Annotated in this window: 15 protein-coding genes and 1 tRNA gene; 8 read left to right on the top strand and 8 right to left on the bottom strand. The window is 38.8% G+C overall.

The annotated features are described in order from the left end of the window. Window positions 1-13: 13 nt before the first annotated feature. Window positions 14-757, bottom strand: a complete 744-nt coding sequence (locus tag IQ226_RS01240) for an ATP-binding cassette domain-containing protein (protein WP_193891077.1) — start codon at window positions 755-757, stop codon at window positions 14-16. 363 nt (window positions 758-1,120) lie between these two features. Between IQ226_RS01240 and IQ226_RS01235 the strand changes: the two genes are divergently transcribed. Continuing rightward, window positions 1,121-2,668, top strand: a complete 1,548-nt coding sequence (locus tag IQ226_RS01235; protein ID WP_193891073.1) for a protein kinase — start codon at window positions 1,121-1,123, stop codon at window positions 2,666-2,668. 178 nt (window positions 2,669-2,846) lie between these two features. Here the strand turns inward: IQ226_RS01235 and IQ226_RS01230 are convergent. The 3 genes from IQ226_RS01230 to yidD form a co-directional block, all read right to left on the bottom strand. Next, a tRNA-Ser gene (locus IQ226_RS01230) sits at window positions 2,847-2,931 on the bottom strand. A 54-nt stretch (window positions 2,932-2,985) separates the two neighbouring features. Continuing rightward, on the bottom strand, window positions 2,986-3,705 hold the full coding sequence (locus IQ226_RS01225; RefSeq protein WP_193891070.1) for a M15 family metallopeptidase: 720 nt from the start codon (window positions 3,703-3,705) through the stop codon (window positions 2,986-2,988). Window positions 3,706-4,099: 394 nt separating this feature from the next. Beyond that, window positions 4,100-4,345: a membrane protein insertion efficiency factor YidD gene (gene yidD, locus IQ226_RS01220; RefSeq protein WP_168643630.1), complete on the bottom strand. Its 246-nt coding sequence runs from the start codon at window positions 4,343-4,345 to the stop codon at window positions 4,100-4,102. 51 nt (window positions 4,346-4,396) lie between these two features. Between yidD and IQ226_RS01215 the strand changes: the two genes are divergently transcribed. From IQ226_RS01215 to IQ226_RS01185, 7 genes are all read left to right on the top strand, one after another. After that, window positions 4,397-5,104 carry a diacylglycerol/polyprenol kinase family protein gene (locus tag IQ226_RS01215; RefSeq protein WP_193891067.1) on the top strand — a complete coding sequence of 236 codons (708 nt, stop codon included), beginning with the start codon at window positions 4,397-4,399 and terminating at the stop codon, window positions 5,102-5,104. A 356-nt stretch (window positions 5,105-5,460) separates the two neighbouring features. Further along, window positions 5,461-5,820, top strand: a complete 360-nt coding sequence (locus IQ226_RS01210) for a CTB family bacteriocin (protein WP_228039184.1) — start codon at window positions 5,461-5,463, stop codon at window positions 5,818-5,820. Between the two features lie 633 nt (window positions 5,821-6,453). Beyond that, window positions 6,454-7,962, top strand: coding sequence for an HlyD family efflux transporter periplasmic adaptor subunit (locus IQ226_RS01205; protein ID WP_193891061.1), 1,509 nt, complete (start codon window positions 6,454-6,456; stop codon window positions 7,960-7,962). A 95-nt stretch (window positions 7,963-8,057) separates the two neighbouring features. Then, window positions 8,058-10,226, top strand: coding sequence for a peptidase domain-containing ABC transporter (locus IQ226_RS01200; RefSeq protein ID WP_193891058.1), 2,169 nt, complete (start codon window positions 8,058-8,060; stop codon window positions 10,224-10,226). 72 nt (window positions 10,227-10,298) lie between these two features. Next, window positions 10,299-10,622 (top strand): hypothetical protein, encoded by a 324-nt coding sequence (locus IQ226_RS01195; RefSeq protein WP_193891055.1) that lies wholly within the window; start codon window positions 10,299-10,301, stop codon window positions 10,620-10,622. 462 nt (window positions 10,623-11,084) lie between these two features. Beyond that, window positions 11,085-11,306: a hypothetical protein gene (locus tag IQ226_RS01190; protein ID WP_193891052.1), complete on the top strand. Its 222-nt coding sequence runs from the start codon at window positions 11,085-11,087 to the stop codon at window positions 11,304-11,306. Between the two features lie 352 nt (window positions 11,307-11,658). Beyond that, a complete protein-coding gene (locus tag IQ226_RS01185) occupies window positions 11,659-11,829 on the top strand; it encodes a hypothetical protein (RefSeq protein ID WP_193891049.1) in 171 nt (56 codons plus the stop codon). Between the two features lie 14 nt (window positions 11,830-11,843). On the opposite strand, the gene IQ226_RS01180 is transcribed toward IQ226_RS01185, so the two are convergent. From IQ226_RS01180 to IQ226_RS01165, 4 genes are all read right to left on the bottom strand, one after another. Continuing rightward, window positions 11,844-12,728 (bottom strand): alpha/beta fold hydrolase, encoded by an 885-nt coding sequence (locus IQ226_RS01180; RefSeq protein ID WP_193891046.1) that lies wholly within the window; start codon window positions 12,726-12,728, stop codon window positions 11,844-11,846. Window positions 12,729-12,790: 62 nt separating this feature from the next. After that, window positions 12,791-13,087 (bottom strand): hypothetical protein, encoded by a 297-nt coding sequence (locus IQ226_RS01175; RefSeq protein ID WP_193891352.1) that lies wholly within the window; start codon window positions 13,085-13,087, stop codon window positions 12,791-12,793. A 491-nt stretch (window positions 13,088-13,578) separates the two neighbouring features. After that, a complete protein-coding gene (locus tag IQ226_RS01170) occupies window positions 13,579-16,446 on the bottom strand; it encodes a choice-of-anchor L domain-containing protein (RefSeq protein WP_193891043.1) in 2,868 nt (955 codons plus the stop codon). 441 nt (window positions 16,447-16,887) lie between these two features. After that, complete coding sequence (locus tag IQ226_RS01165; protein ID WP_193891040.1) at window positions 16,888-17,454, bottom strand: DUF924 family protein; 567 nt, start codon at window positions 17,452-17,454, stop codon at window positions 16,888-16,890. Window positions 17,455-17,458 lie beyond the last annotated feature (4 nt).

The raw sequence follows: 17,458 nt of genomic DNA, 5'->3' as shown, positions 1-17,458 counted from the left end.
AATTAGCAGTTGATTAAGTCCATTCTGCCAGTGCTTGAGTTTCGGCTTGGATTAAGCTGGTGGCTAAGTTACTCCAATCTATGTCAGCAGCAGGTTGATTGACTACTAATTGACCTTGTTGAAGATGTAAGAGGTGGGTACAAAATGCTTGAGCTAAATCTATTTGGCGATTTACCATCAAAATTGCCGAGGAAGGTGGTTGATTTAGGTGTGTGAGTATGTCCATTAAGTGAGTGGATGTGGGAGTGTCTAAGGCTGATGTAGGCTCATCTAGGAGTAAAATCCGGGGTTCGGTAACTAGGGCGCGAGCGATCGCAATTAACTGTCTTTGTCCAGCAGCAAGTTGCACCTCGGTTCGTCCTAACCATTGTTCAGGAATTTGCAGTTGTTCTTGCCAATAACTGACTTTTTCCTGAATCTTTTGCTTTGGTAGACCGCGCAGAACTAAAGGATAAGCCAAGGCTTCCCCAACTGTCATCCCCAATAACTGAGATTCTTGTTGGACAAGCATTACCTGTTGACGGAGTTGGATAACGGGAATTTGCCGATATTCCTGATTTTGAAGGTAAATTTTGCCGCTAGTGGGTTCATTTAGGCGATTAATGAGGCGTAATAAAGAAGTTTTCCCAGCACCGGATGTACCGACAATGGCTAGGCGATCGCCCGGTGATATCCTCAAGGAAATATCCTGTAAAATTGGGTATTGGTGTTGATGCTGTAACCGCCGATAAAAATTAACAGATTCTAGCCTCAGCATAGGGAATAAGTAGGTTGGTGTTAAAAATAGTCGTTGGGACAAGGCAGGGGGCAGGGAGCAGGGAAAAATTAATAATTATCCTGATATCATGGCGACTTGTGATTAAAAAGATACAAATTTTGCATACTTTAAAACCTATCCTCATCTTATTGAAAATAACTAATTACCAATACTGATATAGCAAGTACCAAGGCGGTTAGGATATCAATAAATGGTCAAGTTCTTGCTACCGAAGGGGTTTTCTCCTGACTCCTGACTCCTGCCATATCACAAGATTTGAGCAGAATCAAAAACCCTTGTCATAATAGATGGGAATGATATAACCCAATTAATTATCTGCTTATTTAAGACCGAAAAAACCCTATGTTAGCAGGAACAATTTTACAGAATGGAAAATATACCATCCTCCAGGAAATAGGGCGGGGCGGATTTGGTGTTACCTTCAAAGCTATGCACCACTATTTAAATCAAGAAGTGGTGATGAAAACTATCAACGAAAGGTTGCGGCAACATCCCGATTTTCCCAAATTTCAGCGCCAGTTTCAAGATGAAGCCAGGAGATTAGCCGCTTGTGTTCATCCTCATATTGTCCGAGTCAGCGACTTTTTTGAAGAAGACAGTTTACCTTACATGGTAATGGAATACATTCGCGGAGACACTTTAGGTGCAGCATTTGTTTTACCAGGAATACCCTTAGCAGAAGCCACAGCCATTCATTATATCCGCCAAATAGGCGCAGCCTTGCAGGTGGTGCATAATAACGGGTTACTGCACAGAGACATTAAACCAGATAATATTATCTTGCGTCAAGGAACTCAGGAAGTAGTGCTAATTGACTTTGGCATTGCAAGAGAATTTAATAATGGGGCAAAACAGACACATACGGGTTTAGTCAGCGAGGGATATGCACCCATTGAACAGTATTTAACCCAAGCACCACGCACAGCAGCTACAGATGTTTATGGTTTAGCCGCAACTTTGTATGCACTTTTGACGGCGCAAGTTCCCATACCTGCATTATTGCGCGATCGAGAACAAATGCCTTCTCCCCGTGAATTACAACCTCATCTGAGTGCGGCTGTTAATCAAGCAGTTAGCCGAGGAATGGCGGTAGAACCACAATTTCGCCCCACCACAGTAGCAGAATGGCTGCAACTTTTACCAGAAAATAGGCTGGCTGTCACATCACCAAGTTTACCGACTCAAGCAATCCCCACTATTAATTTATCGGATTTAAAATCAGAATCTTCACCTAAAAAACCTACTTTTCCTCCCCTGTCCACACCATCAAAAATCGCTAACATTGGCAAAAGAACAGGTATACCCAAGGGAGTTATTAGCATTAGTATTGCTTTGGTTGCAGCTACCGCAGGTTTTAGCACGATGCGGATATTATCAAAACCCAATTTACAATCAGCACCGAAACCATCTTTGGAACAAACTACTTCCGACTCTATTCCCCCTAAACCTGTTGTGGAAATATCACCATCATCTACAACTCAAAAAATTCAAAATTCCTCATTCAATCAATCTGTACCCTTACCTCGTGTGCGGAGAAAACGTCAAAATATTCGCGTTTCTCCAGAACCAATTCCTACTAGCGATTCTCAAGAAAAAATATCTGAGAACCACAACTCTCAACCCACACCAAATCCCGACAATACCACCAAGAAATCAACACCTGTTGTGACTTCCTCACCATCCTTAATGGATACCCTGCGCGATTCTAAAGAATCCCAAAAAGCTTCTCCACCTCCAGAAAATACCGCACCAGAACCTCGTCCCGTAGTGACTCCACCCCAGGAATCTCAACCAGAAAACCCTTCTGGTGTGGTAGTTCCCACTGTGGAAACCAACCAAAACCCAGCGGCGGAAATTCAGCAACAAAAGGAAGAAAAGCCGCAGTTATAACTTGAAGAAGGAGTCAGTAGCCAGGAGTCAGAATCAATCAGTCGGGGATTGGGACTCGCAAATGAATTGTTGCACCACAAAATCTACGATTTAGTGGTGGTCTTAAACCCGGTTATTTATTCTCCACTCGAACAGAATTCAGCAGTTCTGACTCCTGAATTCTGTTCGATAAATTCAACGGAGAGGGGGGGATTTGAACCCCCGTTGAGTTTCCCCAAAACGCATTTCGAGTGCGTCACCATCAACCACTCGGACACCTCTCCAAAATCAACTATGAAGTTTTGCTTCACTAGTAGCGCCTACCATTATAACACAATCTATGGAAAATTCCTGGATGTGTCTGAATTTAATCTTCCATAACGTGCTGTCATCAGAGGTTCGGGATGAGATTGATTATATAACCAAGCCCACATTTGATCACCAAAGGAAAAATGCCACCATTCTCTAGGATTGCGTTGAAATCCAGCTTTTAACATGATATCCCGTAAGAGTTGACGGTTAGCATCATATTCTTGATGACTATGAGTATAATATTCTGGATGGGAGCGATCGGACATTTCATCAATAGGTGAACCCATATCCACAACTTCCCCAAGATCATTGACCAGGGTAATATCCACCGCAGCCCCCGTACTGTGGGGAGGAGGGGTTTTCATATCCAAACTGGGTACAGCCCAAATTTCATAAACCGCCTTCCATACATCTTCCCGTTGCTGGGGTGATAATTCCTTTTCTGTCAAACCCCGTTCTCGTAACGCTTCCCCAAAGCTGTAATCTACCATAAATTGCTGTACAGCCAGAGGACGATAAGCATCAAATATTTGAATATACCAATTAGGACGTAATAATTGTAAATTATTTTGCGCCTGAATCAAATTTTCAACAACACTTTGGCGCAAATAATAAGGTGAATGCCCGCCATAATTAGCACCTAACTTTTGGTAAGGGTGAGGAGACTCCACCGCAAACAATTCTAGAGGAATCTTTACTAAAGGTTCACCACATTCAATAATGGGGATTTGGTAATAAGGTCGCATTTTAATTGCTAATTTTTAACTCTTTAGGACTTACGCATTGACAGGATCAACCAAATATGAGGTATGGGTTTTGGGCATTTTAACGTGATTTTTTGATTATTTTTGAGCGATAGCGAAGCGCTGCTGCAAGCAGTTCGCTATTGAACAGAAGTTAATCGCCTAAAGCCTGAAACGACGGATTTTCGCTCATTCACATCATGGTTAATTTGTATAGTGCGTAAGTCCTAAAGTATTATACAACTACCGGAATATTTTCTAAGATCCCCGACTTCTTTTATTTATTGTGTCCGCAAATTGTAAATTAATGTCAGAAGTCGGGGATCTTGCTATAGCTGAATACTTGCGTAGTTTCAATAAAGTATCCGTGTAATCCAATAATCCCTTAAATCCGTGTTCACTCTTCATGTTCACAACAAGACTTTTTATCCATCTCTGGAACAGGATCATAACCGCCTGGATGAAAAGGATGACAGCGTAAAATCCGCATAATAGCCATCCAACTACCCCGAAATACCCCAAACCGTTCAATAGCTTGAATCGCATACATGGAACAAGTCGGTTGAAAGCGACAAGTCGGGGGAAACAGGGGAGAAATAAATAAACGATAGCCCTTAATTAGCCAAATCAATAATATTTTCATATCCAAATCTCATAAAGTAGAATTAAAGTTAAAAATGGGTCTATTCTATCATTGTTTAATACATTCATCAGCTTGGAAACTCTTTCCCCATTGTCGCTGCCAATTGCCACCGCTGCGGCTTGGGTAGGATTAATTATCTGCATTGCTTGGGTAGTTAGTCATTTTACTGATAGCGAACCAGAAATCATTCGTAAAATCGTGCATATTGGCACAGGTAATGTGATTTTAATTGCTTGGTGGTTAGATATTTCTGCTTATGTGGGAATTATAGCGGCAGTTTTTGCAAGTATCATCACCTTATTATCTTATAAATTCTCCATTATTCCTAGTATTAATAACATTGAGCGTCATAGTTTGGGAACATTTTTCTATGCTGTGAGTATAGGTGTTTTAGTGGGTGTTTTCTGGCATTTACACCAACCCGAATATGCTGTTTTAGGAATTATGACTATGGCTTGGGGAGATGGATTAGCTGCTTTAATTGGGAAACGGTTTGGTAAACATAAATATATAGTTTTCGGTTCTCAAAAAAGCTGGGAAGGTTCTTTAACCGTGACTTTAATCAGTTATTTTATTTGTGCAACCCTTTTACTGGTTACCCAAGGTAACATTTGGCAAACCTGGATAGTTTCCTTAATTGTTGCCGCGATCGCTACAATTTTAGAAGCTTTTTCTTTTTTGGGAATAGATAATTTAACAGTTCCTATCGGTAGTGCTACCTGTGCCTATTTATTGAATCAGTTACTCTCGGGTTACTAATTAATTCCTGATCTAGCCAAATGATGTTTATGAAATTAGAGATATCTAAAAATATAGATATTTAATTTTCTGTTGGTTGTAGCCCTTGACAAAGCTATATATTCAGAGTTTTCTGGAAAAACAAAAAATAAATATTATGCAGAATTTTCCAGGTTTATTGAACTAGAATTTATCTTTATTAATAATACTATTTTAATAATTGCCACCTATTTTGTCTCTACTTTTAGAGGTAAATTTGCAAACTTTACTTTCTACCCGTAGGTTTATGAATTATTAGGCAGCAATGCTTATAGTTGAGTTGTTAGGTGATGAAACACCTAATTTCGTAAGTGAGGCTAATAATTGTGTTAAATCAAATGGACGCATCCGATTTGATTGTTGCTTTATCTGATCAGCAGCAAGAAATAGTAACTGGTGGGGCTGACTTTGAACTAGCTGCTAGTAACTATGCTAACAAGGGATCGCTCTTAATGGGATCAAGCGTCTCCGGTCCTCAAGGTAGCAGTGCTACTTCCGCAGGTAAGTCTAATACCATTCTGACTGCGGGACAAGATTTCTTAGGTTTAGGAGCAGAGCTTCCTGTGGGTGTTGGAGCTTTAGGTCCAGCAACACTACCAGGCGACGGCGGTGGTGCTGCACCTACACCTCAAGTTGCCACCCCATTGCCTCTACCTCCAATTGCAAATGCAACTGGAAGTCTAGGGATTCTTGCGTAAGTAGGGATAGTAAGCCGATAACAATACCTTAGCCATTTCTATGTAGGTTGGGTTGAGCCGAGCAAAACCCAACGCACTTGTTGGGTTTCAATGTTCCATGACCCAACCTACAAATCAAGGTTTTTTCCATTTGGCAAAGATATTGCTATAAATTTCCTAACTTTAAAGCAGGACTCAACTAGTACCGCAGAGTGGAATTGAAAATAAATAACTGGACATCAAAAAAGCAAATTACACCAGCTTTTTAGAGATTTTTAATAGTTAGTTATTTTCGCCGCTCTGCAATGCTAGTAAACAACTTTTTTAGACAAGAAAGGGGGTTACAGGAGATGAGAATAACTTGCTCAACGTAAGTGAGGACTTTGAGAAAGTTTGATTCTTTTCCCCCCATTTTCTCCACGCTTAATCCGCGCCGAAGATTTGAGAAAGGCAATTTCCATAACTAGGGCATAACTATCTCTACCCCCTTCACTAAATTATAACCGATCATCAAATTACTTTTCACAATGTGAATAGAGAAATTTAATTGTTTTTATTTCCGTCAACTTCTTACCTAAGATAGTTACTTTTGGGCTGGATGATAGTTGCTATCGTAGGTGAGACTATTTTAGTCCTAATAAAAGGTGTAATACCGTGAACTCCTTACAGGGTCAAGATAATAATTCTTGGTATAACTTCAATAATCCAACTACAGAAGATTTGCATATACTAGAAGCTAATGAGTTTCTCCCCCATATCGGTAAATGGATTTATATCGGTGGAGGGGTAATGATTAGTATGTTTGTAGTGGCTGTGAGTCTTACTTCTGTCCTCTATTACAACATCACAGTTAAAGTCCCTGCAACTATCCGACCCTTGGGAGAATTACGATTAGTTGAATCGGCAATAACGGGAACTGTTAAAAGAATTGTCGTTAAAGAAGATCAGCTAGTAAAAAAAGGAGAAATCATTGCTTATATTGATGACTCCCAATTGCAATCTCAAAAGAGACAACTGCAAAATACTATCGAGCAGAATCAATTACAACTTATTCAGATTGATGCTCAAATTAATCAAATCAATACTCAGATAATTTCTCAAGTTAACTTAAATAACCGCACCATTATTGCTGCACAGGCTGAATTAACTGGAACTGAACGCAACTATAAAGATCAACAAATTAAAGCTAGTACAGAAATGATGCAAGCTCAAATAGCGATAACTTTAGCAAAAGAGCAACTGGCGAGATTACAAAAAGAAAAGGTATTAATAGCCACTGTACAAGAAGCAGAAGCAGGTTTAAAGCTGGCTATATTACAGCGCGATCGCTTGCAAAATATAGTTACATCAGGAGCAATATCTCGCAATTTAATTGAGGAAAAAGAACAGGCTGTTAAATCGGCTCAAGCCAAATTAGAACAAGCCAAATCTACTACTAAGAATCTCCAAGAAGAAAAAGAACAAGCCGTTAAATTAGCCCAACTCAACTTACAAAAAGCCAAAATTGCCGTTAATCCCAGTAATGCAAATGTAACAGTAGCTTGGGAAAGAATTAACCAGGAAAAGTCTAAAGGTGAAGGTAATTTAGCTGCTTTAAAAAAAGAAAGAGAGCTATTACTTCAACAACGGTTAGAATTACAAAAACAACAAATTCGCACTCGTCAAGAATTACAACAACTAGAAAATGAGTTGAATAAAAGTGTGATTCGCTCCCCAACAAATGGCACACTCATGCAACTCAAGCTCCGCAACCCCGGACAGGTTGTACAACTCAGTGAGTCTCTTGCTCAAATTGCTCCTGTGGATGCTCCTTTAATCATTAAAGCTCACGTTTCGGCTAAAGATATTGACAAAGTAAAAACAGGTCAAGCAGTTCAAATGCAAGTTTCAGCTTGTCCCTATCCAGACTATGGAACTCTCAAAGGAATTGTGAAAACAGTTGCTCCTGATATTCTGGCTACTACACAAAATAACTCTATGATTAGCACACCCCAGGTAGCTAATTATGAAATCAATATTGAACCACAAAGTCTATTTTTAGGAAAAGGTAATCATTTATGTTATCTCAAATCTGGCATGGAAGGACGTGCTGATATTATTTCTCGTCAAGAAACTGTACTACAATTCATCCTCAGAAAAAGCAAATTAATCACCAACTCATAAATTAAATTGGAGACAGAATTAAGCGATAACTCAACCAAATACAACGTTAATAAAGCTAGATTTTTTTGCAGCAACCTCAATTTTTCTGAATAATTATGTTTAATATCTTCAAACCTCATCAAAGTTATCAGTGTGTTTTACAATTAAGTGAAGAAGACTGTGGAGCAGCTTGCTTAGTTTCTATTACTAAACACTATGGACGGTTTTTAAGTATGATTAAAAGTCGAGAAGCTGTTGGTACTGGACAATTAGGAACAACATTATTAGGGTTAAAAAGAGGTTCAGAAAATCTCGGTTTTAATGCTAGAGCCGTCAAAGCTTCTCCAGAAATTGTAGACAGAATTACAGAAATTACATTACCTGCAATTATCCATTGGCAAGGCTATCATTGGGTTGTTTTATATGGTAAAAAAGGAAAAAAATACGTTATTGCTGATCCGGCTGTTGGACTTCGTTATCTGACAAAAGAAGAATTAACCAATGCTTGGAATGGAGTCATGCTCTTATTAGAGCCAGATCCAGACCGCTTTTTTGAACAACCCCAAGAACAATCAAAAGGTGGGATCACGCGCTTTTTTCGCCGCCTTTTACCCTATCGTGGGTTGCTAACTCAGGTTTTAATGATCAATATTGTCCTGGGTTTACTAGCACTAGGAACTCCTGTTTTAATTCAATTATTAACAGATGATGTTCTCGTACGTGGAGATGTACAATTACTCACTGTTGTAGTTTCCGCTGTTGTTGTTATGAGTTTATTTGGTGGAGGATTGCAAGTATTTCAAGCCTTAATGATTTCTCATTTTGGACAAAAATTACAACTAGGTTTAGTTCTAGAATTTGGGCGTAAACTTCTCCAATTACCCTTAAATTATTATGAATCCCGTCGCAGTGGGGAAATTACTAGCCGACTGCGAGATATTGGAGAAATTAACCAACTAGTATCACAGATTGTGATTGTTTTACCTAGTCAATTTTTTATTGCTGTAATATCTTTTTCTTTAATGTTATTTTATAGTTGGCAATTGACAATAGCAGTTTTATTAGTTGCTGCTGTAATGACTGTATCTACTTTACCTTTTTTACCTATTCTGCAACAAAAAACCCGCAGTCTTTTAGTCTTAGGAGCAGAAAATCAAGGTGTTTTAGTAGAAACATTTAAAGGGGCACAGGTAATGAAAACTACAAATGCTGCTCCTCAATTTTGGGATGAATTTCAAAGTCGGTTTGGTCGTTTAGCCAATCTTGCTTTTAGCACAGTGCAAATAGCAATTATCAATGGAACTGTTGCTAAAATCATATCTACAATTGGTGGTGTTATCTTGTTAGGAATGGGGAGTATGTTAGTAATTAAAGGCAATTTAAGTATTGGACAAATGTTAGCTTTTAATGCCTTACAAGTTAATGTTTTAGCTTTAATTAACTCATTAGTTGGCTTTGTTGATGAATATTTTCGTTCCCAAACAGCAGTTTCTCGATTATTGGAAGTTATTGATGCCACACCAGAAGTAGTAGGAGGAAGTCAAAAACCAACTGCACAAATTTCTAGTTTGGCAGATATTAATTGTTCCCATCTCCAATTTCATCATGCAGGTAGAGTTGACTTATTAGATGATTTTTCTCTTCAGCTTCCTGGTGGAAAAGTCATTGCTTTAATTGGTAAATCAGGCTGTGGTAAAAGCACTTTAGCTAAATTATTGGCTGGGTTATATGTCCCAGATTCTGGTAATATCCGCATCGGCTTTTTTAATATCCAAGATATTGCTTTAGATTGTTACCGACAACAAGTAGTTTATGTTCCCCAAGAACCTCATTTTTGGAGTCGTTCTATTTTAGAAAATTTCCGTTTAGGTACACCTAATATTGCTTTTGAAGATATAGTTCAAGCTTGTGATATTGCTGATGCGGATGGTTTTATTAGTCAATTACCTAGTAAATATCAAACCGTATTAGGGGAGTTTGGAGCAAATCTTTCTGGGGGACAAAGACAAAGATTAGCGATCGCTCGCGGCATTCTCACAAATCCACCTATACTGATTTTAGATGAAGCTACCGCCGGATTAGACCCTATGAGTGAAGCTCATGTTTTAGATCGGCTTTTAGAATATCGCAGAGGTAAAACCACAATTTTAATTACCCATCGTCCCAGCGTTATCCACCGGGCTGATTGGATTGTTCTCATAGAAAAAGGTCAAGTACAAATTCAAGGAACTCCTGATACTTTCTTATCAAAACCCGGAGAGCATTTACAGTTTTTAACTATATAAATAAATGTTTTTTAAAGTTTTTATCTCTCTATCACTCAACTTAAACTAGTTGCTTATCTAAGGAGTAATAATATGCTGAAGAATACTCAATTAAATCACCATCAATTATTTAAATATCTTGATGATACAGAACAAGAATCTCTTGTCGGTGGGCAAATTTTACCCATGTTAGGTTTATTCGCTGATGGTAAATTATTCTTCCAAAAAACCGATCTGGAAACTGAGGGCAAAAATGATTTAACTCTCGCTTCAGGTGATTCTACTTCACAAACTACTAAATATAAATTATCCCAAATAACCATAGCACTTTCTTTGACGTTTGGATTGCTAACAGTTAGTTCTAGCAGTGATAAATTGAGTAATTTATTACCAGATTTTCTCCATAACTTCCTTTGATGAAATAGATTAAATAAGTAGGTGAACACAATAAAACCAATCTATGTAAAGAAAAGTAAAATCCCCCAAACCTTCTTCACTCTTGCATGATTGCCTCTTGCCTTGCCATAACGACGATTCTCAATGCTAACCTACTTATAATTTTGTTTGCAAATCAAAATCAATTATTGTCAGGTGCGTTACCCTGTCGTCAAAACACCCTGTGTATTTTTTTGATAATTAAACTAGATGGCTATATTTTGTCTAAATAGAACTATAACTCAAGAGTAACTTAAGTTATATAAACCTATAACTAAGGGGGCATTTTTTTCTAATTATTAATAGTTATAAAAGAGATACAGGCAACATTTACCTATTCTAAAATTGAGGCTAATAATCATGTCAAACAAAAACATGAAATCAGATTTTATCGTCAAGTTGTCAGCAAATTAAAACCAGAAATAATTCGACTAAGTGAGGCGTATGATGTTAAATCAAACTAATAAATCTACATTGCTTGTAGAATTATCAGCAGAAGAACAACAACTCTTAGCTGGGGGATGTTACCAGTCACCCCCTCCCTGTTGTTGTCAACCTAAAAAATGTCGTAAAGACTATCCAGAATATGATCAACCTACACCCTATTCCAGAGAAGATAGCTATCGTGAGCGTAATAATCAGCGTGGTAATTCATACCCTTCCTAAATAGGCAAAATATCTAACTGGACTATTTTTGATAGTTTTGGGGTTTCAATTTTCAAATTATAGGGTGAGGAGAAATTTTCAGATAGATTGTTTGATATCAATTATCAGCAGTAGCTAATGCCGAAATTCAGGCTTAATCTTCTCCTCTTTCCTTTTTTATTAGGGCATTTCTAATAGGATTGTATGCATCTATCTTTAGTTAGAAAATAAGTTAATTTATTTGCATCAAACGATATAAATTAGCAACTAATATTTCTAACTACAGCAGCATTAAATTAATCAGAAATATCTTTATAAAATAAGCATGGTTGTAAGAAACCTAGTCAAAAATTAATTGAGGTTAACAATTATTATGTCGAAGCAAATTATTCCATCTCAAAATATTTTGTCTGATTTATTTGTAGAACTATCTATAGAAGAACAGCAACTTCTATCTGGTGGTCACTGGGGCGGTAGTCGTGGTGGCTGGTTTGGTCGCCGACCAATAGGCTGGGGTTGGAGACCCCGCCGTCGCCATTGGTGACAAGTTAGCCGAATTTATTTAGAGATAGATTGCTGCTGATTAGTAATCCAATCAAGTAAAATTGGATTTACTAATTCAGGTGCTTCATCTTGAGGACAATGTCCCACACCTGCTAAAGAAATAAACTTTTGAACTTGGGGAAAATTGGCTAACTCCCTACCTAAATTAATAGGTTCCCAAGGGTCAGCCGTTCCCCATAAAATAATTACTGGACAAGATAATATGGGTAATAAGTCTTCCGGTAAAGGTCCACTAGAATAAGCAGTAAAAGCCAAGAATACAGCCGCTGCACCGGGATCTTTTGCCGGTGTCATCAAAATATCTACTAACTCATCTGTTACCGTTTCTCCGTTAGCATAGGCTTGTAAAAGAATCTTTTTTACTGTTGGTGGTTGAGCTAGACGATTAAAAAAGAAATTACCTACAGATTTAATCGCCAATAAGTTTTGTAAAATTGGTGTACCAAATCGCTTAATCCAAGGTAGGCTCGAACGTTTACGATCATGTAATAACCGCAAAGAACAGTTAAGCAAAGCAGTTCCCAATGCCATATCCGGGTTAATTACCGCCGCTTGCATAGCGACAATACAACCAATAGAATTACCTACCAAAAATGCAGGTTCACCCACCACTTCCCGACAAAAATCTGCTACTTGTTGTCCCCAAGTTTCTAAGGTATAGATAATTTCCCCTGGTTTGGGTTTAGCTGAACCTCCAAAACCAATTAAATCAATTGCATAAACTCGGCAATTTGCAGCTAAAGCTGGGATATTTTTGCGCCAATGCAACCATGATGCGCCAAAACCATGAATGAAAATCACCGCAGGGCCAGTAGTCCCCTGAGTTTGGTAACAGATGGGGAAATTTTGCCAAGTCCAAGTTTTCGGAGAATCTGTCATGATAAATGCAGTTTTGTGTTAATTTAATCCAACTTTCCGCAGTTCAAAATAGATGAGATTATTTATTGTTTTTGGATTTTTAATTCACATTGTTGGAAAATATAATTCACCGCAGCAAATAATTTATCTAAATCTTGAATCATATATAGATTTTTATTTCGAGTAAACACATCACCACCCAATTTTCCAAATTGCCATATTTTTCCGTTAGAGACTTCCCAGAAATAAATTATCCCAAGAAACGAACCACAGAGGCACAGAGTACACAGAGAGAGAATTTTTGCATCAGTTTTGGGACATTTTTTTATTTGGAAGTCTCTTAGAAACAACTCCAAAAACATCACTAACAAAATCATCATTAATTCTCTGAACTGCGATCATTTCAGCTAAACACTGACTCCAAGCTTCCTTGGTGGTGCAGAAAACCCCTGAAACACCTATAAATAAATGATTATACCCGAAACAATGGATTTGGGATTTCTCAAGACATCGAACGAGGTCATTGGGTTTCAGCTTCTATTTTAACCCTTCAGGCTTTTCATTGTGAAACTCAAAAAAGTTTTCTGCACCACTAAGCTTCCCCCTCTTTGTCATCTTCGTCTCTCTAAAATTACCCATATTTCAATCGTTCAGGACTTTTCTGCATCACTAAGCTTTGCGCCTTTGCGTGAGACTAAAATTCATACCCTTAATCAGCAACGCCAGAAATCTCATAAGACTTGCTGTCTAAAAGAAATAAGCGATATTTTTGAATATTATGGCAAAATTTTTTCTCTTTGCTCTGGCCCTGTTCCCAGTTAGGAGTTCCCTATTACCGGATGGAGAAGTTGAGAAACCAACAACCTCAAGTTTAAGAAAGAGCAAAAACCGCATCATTGAAATCATTGTTGGAATATTGGGTAGCGGTAGCGGGTAAATCCTCAAATCCATAGACCCCATTACCATAGGAACGGAGGTGGGGAGATTTATCGGGATTAGCTGACCCAAAGCTAAAATAGGCTACAGGTTCCTGTAGGAATCTAGGTGCATTATTGAACTCATTACCTGCTTCCGTAGCAACAAGGTCTCGGACATATTGAGGTGCATTGGCAAACCGGTTTACGTCTCCGTTTTCAGCAGCGACGAAATCTTCTACTCCCTGTTGTAAATTGGGGAAGTAAGTTCCACAGTTAGCAATAACAAAAGGAGCATAAAACTTATTACCTTGAAGTGACACACCAGACCCTAATTGTGTAGCGGTGCTGGGAGTATCGCTACTACCTGCTTGCACTATAAAGTCCTTGACTCTAGCAGTGGTGAGAGCGTAAAACGCATAATCGCTATCTCCCGGTTTTAATACCCCTTTCTCAGTATTAATTCCTCCTTCAGCATCCACAACCTCATATAGTCCAAATAAGTGGTTGAAATTGGACTTTGTTCCATTTTGGACACCAGTAACTTCATTAGACGCGGATAGTCTATTTGTGTCTAAAGACAGATTTCCTCCGCCATTGGTGCTGAAAATCAAACCCGTGGATATATTCACGTTGGGTGCATAATCAGTAATGGGGGTGAGGGTGCGATCGTCATTGGTAATAGTTCCTACAGCAGTTGCAGTGGTAATGGTAGCATTGGTGGGGTTGGAAAGGGTAACTGTAAACCCTTCATCCGGCTCAACAGTGGTGTCTCCTAACACATCTACTATGATAGTTTTAGTGGTTTCACCTGCTGCAAAACCCACCGTACCAGTTGGTAGGGTTCCACCAAAATCCGTAACATCTGCTTGGTCAGTACCAGACCCTGTTACTGCCCAATTAGCACTGCTGCTACCACTGGTATCTTCACTGCGGGTGACAGTGAAGGTAAAGGCTTTTGTACCTGAATTCCCTTCTGTTTGGGTGGCATTGGTAGATGCGATCGCCAGCGAGATATTCTTAACTTCAATGGAAACTTTCCCAGTAGCAGTCCCATTTTGGCCATCTCCCAATGTATACTGGAAGGTATCTATACCATTAAAGTCTAAGGGTGGAGTGTAAAGTAATTTGTCATCGGATAGGTCTGTTGGCGTTTGATTGTTGTCCCTAGAAACCTTCCCTCCCTTATCACTCACAGAATTAAAGTCTAAGATAACAGGTTTGCCAGAAGAGACAAAATCATTCTTAAGAACATCAAAACTTGCTTGTGAAGCTGATGTGACCAGGAAAGAGTCGTTGCTAGCAACCAGGGATGAGGAACTAAAACCCTTACCAATAAAAATTGCCGAATCAAGCGCAGAGTCAGCAGTATCAGCAAGAGCTAATTTAAACTTATAAGTTTCACCCGGCTTAACTGGAGTTGTAGCAGTCAAAACTGACGTAAACCCATCAAACTTTGTATTATAGGTGCTTCCACTCCCTGATTGTGGGTTGTCACGATAGAGATTTGCATTTTTTTGATCGTTAATGTTATTGACGGTGATGGGAGTTTGTGTTCCTGGAATAACGGCAATATTGGTTGTTATTCCAGAGGTATCGGTTACAAAAAAACCAAAAACATCGTTATACTGGCTATTAACATATTCCTTATACTCCTCAGATGCAAAAACATAGTCGAAACTGACAAAACTATCTGTTGGTATGAAATCAAACTCCAAAACGGCAGCATCTTCGGTAGATCCATTCACCAGCTTATTCAAGTCAGCATCGCCCGCTCCAGAAAAATCTGTGCTAATATTATCGACGTTATTCCCGTAGATATCGGCTACTTTCCCAGAACTCAGAACAATTCCTGAAGTAATACCAATGCCAACAGATGAATTAGTAAAAGTATCAACAGCTTGGCTACTCCCAGTAAATTTAGCATCTTTTACCGTCGTCACACCAGAACCAAGAATCTGAGAAACTAAGACCAGAGCAACATCATCATCGTTTTCGATAGTTCCTACAGCAGTTGCAGTGGTAATGGTAGCATTGGTGGGGTTGGAAAGGGTAACTGTAAACCCTTCATCCGGCTCAACAGTGGTGTCTCCTAACACATCTACTATGATAGTTTTAGTGGTTTCACCTGCTGCAAAAACCACCGTGCTAGTTGGAAAAGTTCCACCAAAATCCGTAACATCTGCTTGGTTAGTACCAGACCCGGTTACTGCCCAATTAGCACTGCTGCTACCACTGGTATCTTCACTGCGGGTGACAGTGAAGGTAAAGGCTTTTGTACCTGAATTTCCCTCTGTTTGAGTTACATTACTAGGGGAAATGCTTAGGTTAACTGACTGCTCTACTGGGGTACTTTGCCCATTCAAAGTAATTATACTATGATCATTCTCTGTCTTTAATACTCGTAAGGTCTCCACATCCAGATTTTGACCCTGTACCAAAGCCGCAAAAATTGCCCCTTCATCTCCAGCGCTATCCGTCTGGTTAATTTTAGCATCTACAAAATGCCCAATTTCCTCTAACAATACCCTACTAATAGCTGCTAAAGAAGCAGCAGCAACAAAGGTATTTGATAAATAAATCTTATTTGTGCTACTAGCATAAGCGCCATTAGCACCGCCAAGAATACTACTATCGAGAACTTCTATTTGGGGAAGTTGACTAAAATCCCCAGTTTCCCACTGTAACCGCAGAATTTCCGCAAGGCTGCGGTTGTATTGTGTACCAAAAGCAGTATCAAAAACCTGCCAGAAGTTATTTAAACGAGAAAAATATTTAAGTTGATTAGAAGCTAAGGTTAGCGCGGAATTAATTAAAAAGTCCATAAAATAAATGATGTTTTTCGAGGTTTGAACTAAAACAACAGGTTAAATTACCACAGTTAAACTAACGGTTTGCTATTGAGTAGGAAAAGTATATTGCCGTAAAATATTGATATTCTTGTCAAGTCACCAAGGTTACACACCATTGGTGGTTATACTACCACACTTGAGTAAAGCCTTGCTGCAAAGTATCAAAAATATATTGAAATAAACCATTGGTTTTATCAATACATACTATAAGAGTTAACTTATGATTGCTTAGATTAAATTTTTTGGCGTTGCTGATTAAGGGTATGAATTTTAGTCTCACGCAAAGACGCACTGAGGTTTGAGTTTTAAAGGTTCAACTTGGGAATTTCGTACCTCACCTCAATATGGCTAATGCCTCCGGCTCCCGCAGGGATACGCCACGCAGGCTATCAGCAACGCCAATTTTTTTTTAGCTTAAACAGTAGAAGCTAAAAATTCCTCTTCTTCTGGAGTAGAGATACGTCCTAAAATGGCATTACGATGGGGAAAACGACCAAATCGGGCAATTATTTCCTTGTGTTGAAAAGCTGATGCGATCGCTTTTGCACTGTAGGGATCATGGCTAAGACTTTGAAATAGTTTGATGCACTTACGCTGATCTCCTATATTTTCACTATGCTCAAAGGGTAAATATATAAACCAGCGTTGCACAGCTAATAGTTGTCTATCATAGCCTTTGTTTGTGGCGTGTTGCGCTAATGATAGTGCTTCCCAGTCCGTTGCAAAGGCTTGTGGGGTATCGCGAAACATATTTCGGGGAAATTGATCTAGCAACAGAATTAAAGCTAGACAGGTTTCTGGTGAATTCATCCAATCATGTAAATATCCTGCTACTGCTTTTTGGTAATCTTCCAAAAAAAAGTCGCGGACTTTAGCATCGAAATCTGGTTGTTTTTCAAACCAAAACGGTTGAATTTTCCCGTAATTTGGGTCATTTAGATGACCAAACCAAAAATCCAAAATAGTTGTTGCCTGTGACATTGCT

It is taken from the genome of Dolichospermum sp. LEGE 00240 (assembly GCF_015207875.1).
Lineage (GTDB): Bacteria > Cyanobacteriota > Cyanobacteriia > Cyanobacteriales > Nostocaceae > Dolichospermum > Dolichospermum gracile.
Note: the sequence above shows the minus strand (reverse complement) of the source record. Positions and strands in the feature narration are given on the sequence as shown.

What these genes read in the sequence shown, in the direction of transcription:
- yidD (WP_168643630.1), bottom strand. Translation starts at nt 4,345, where the DNA reads ATGAAAATATTATTGATTTGGCTAATTAAGGGCTATCGTTTATTTATT.
- IQ226_RS01190 (WP_193891052.1), top strand. Translation starts at nt 11,085, where the DNA reads ATGATGTTAAATCAAACTAATAAATCTACATTGCTTGTAGAATTATCA.
- IQ226_RS01200 (WP_193891058.1), top strand. Translation starts at nt 8,058, where the DNA reads ATGTTTAATATCTTCAAACCTCATCAAAGTTATCAGTGTGTTTTACAA.
- IQ226_RS01235 (WP_193891073.1), top strand. Translation starts at nt 1,121, where the DNA reads ATGTTAGCAGGAACAATTTTACAGAATGGAAAATATACCATCCTCCAG.
- IQ226_RS01175 (WP_193891352.1), bottom strand. Translation starts at nt 13,087, where the DNA reads ATGATGATTTTGTTAGTGATGTTTTTGGAGTTGTTTCTAAGAGACTTC.
- IQ226_RS01165 (WP_193891040.1), bottom strand. Translation starts at nt 17,454, where the DNA reads ATGTCACAGGCAACAACTATTTTGGATTTTTGGTTTGGTCATCTAAAT.
- IQ226_RS01225 (WP_193891070.1), bottom strand. Translation starts at nt 3,705, where the DNA reads ATGCGACCTTATTACCAAATCCCCATTATTGAATGTGGTGAACCTTTA.
- IQ226_RS01210 (WP_228039184.1), top strand. Translation starts at nt 5,461, where the DNA reads ATGGACGCATCCGATTTGATTGTTGCTTTATCTGATCAGCAGCAAGAA.
- IQ226_RS01185 (WP_193891049.1), top strand. Translation starts at nt 11,659, where the DNA reads ATGTCGAAGCAAATTATTCCATCTCAAAATATTTTGTCTGATTTATTT.
- IQ226_RS01195 (WP_193891055.1), top strand. Translation starts at nt 10,299, where the DNA reads ATGCTGAAGAATACTCAATTAAATCACCATCAATTATTTAAATATCTT.
- IQ226_RS01180 (WP_193891046.1), bottom strand. Translation starts at nt 12,728, where the DNA reads ATGACAGATTCTCCGAAAACTTGGACTTGGCAAAATTTCCCCATCTGT.
- IQ226_RS01240 (WP_193891077.1), bottom strand. Translation starts at nt 757, where the DNA reads ATGCTGAGGCTAGAATCTGTTAATTTTTATCGGCGGTTACAGCATCAA.
- IQ226_RS01170 (WP_193891043.1), bottom strand. Translation starts at nt 16,446, where the DNA reads ATGGACTTTTTAATTAATTCCGCGCTAACCTTAGCTTCTAATCAACTT.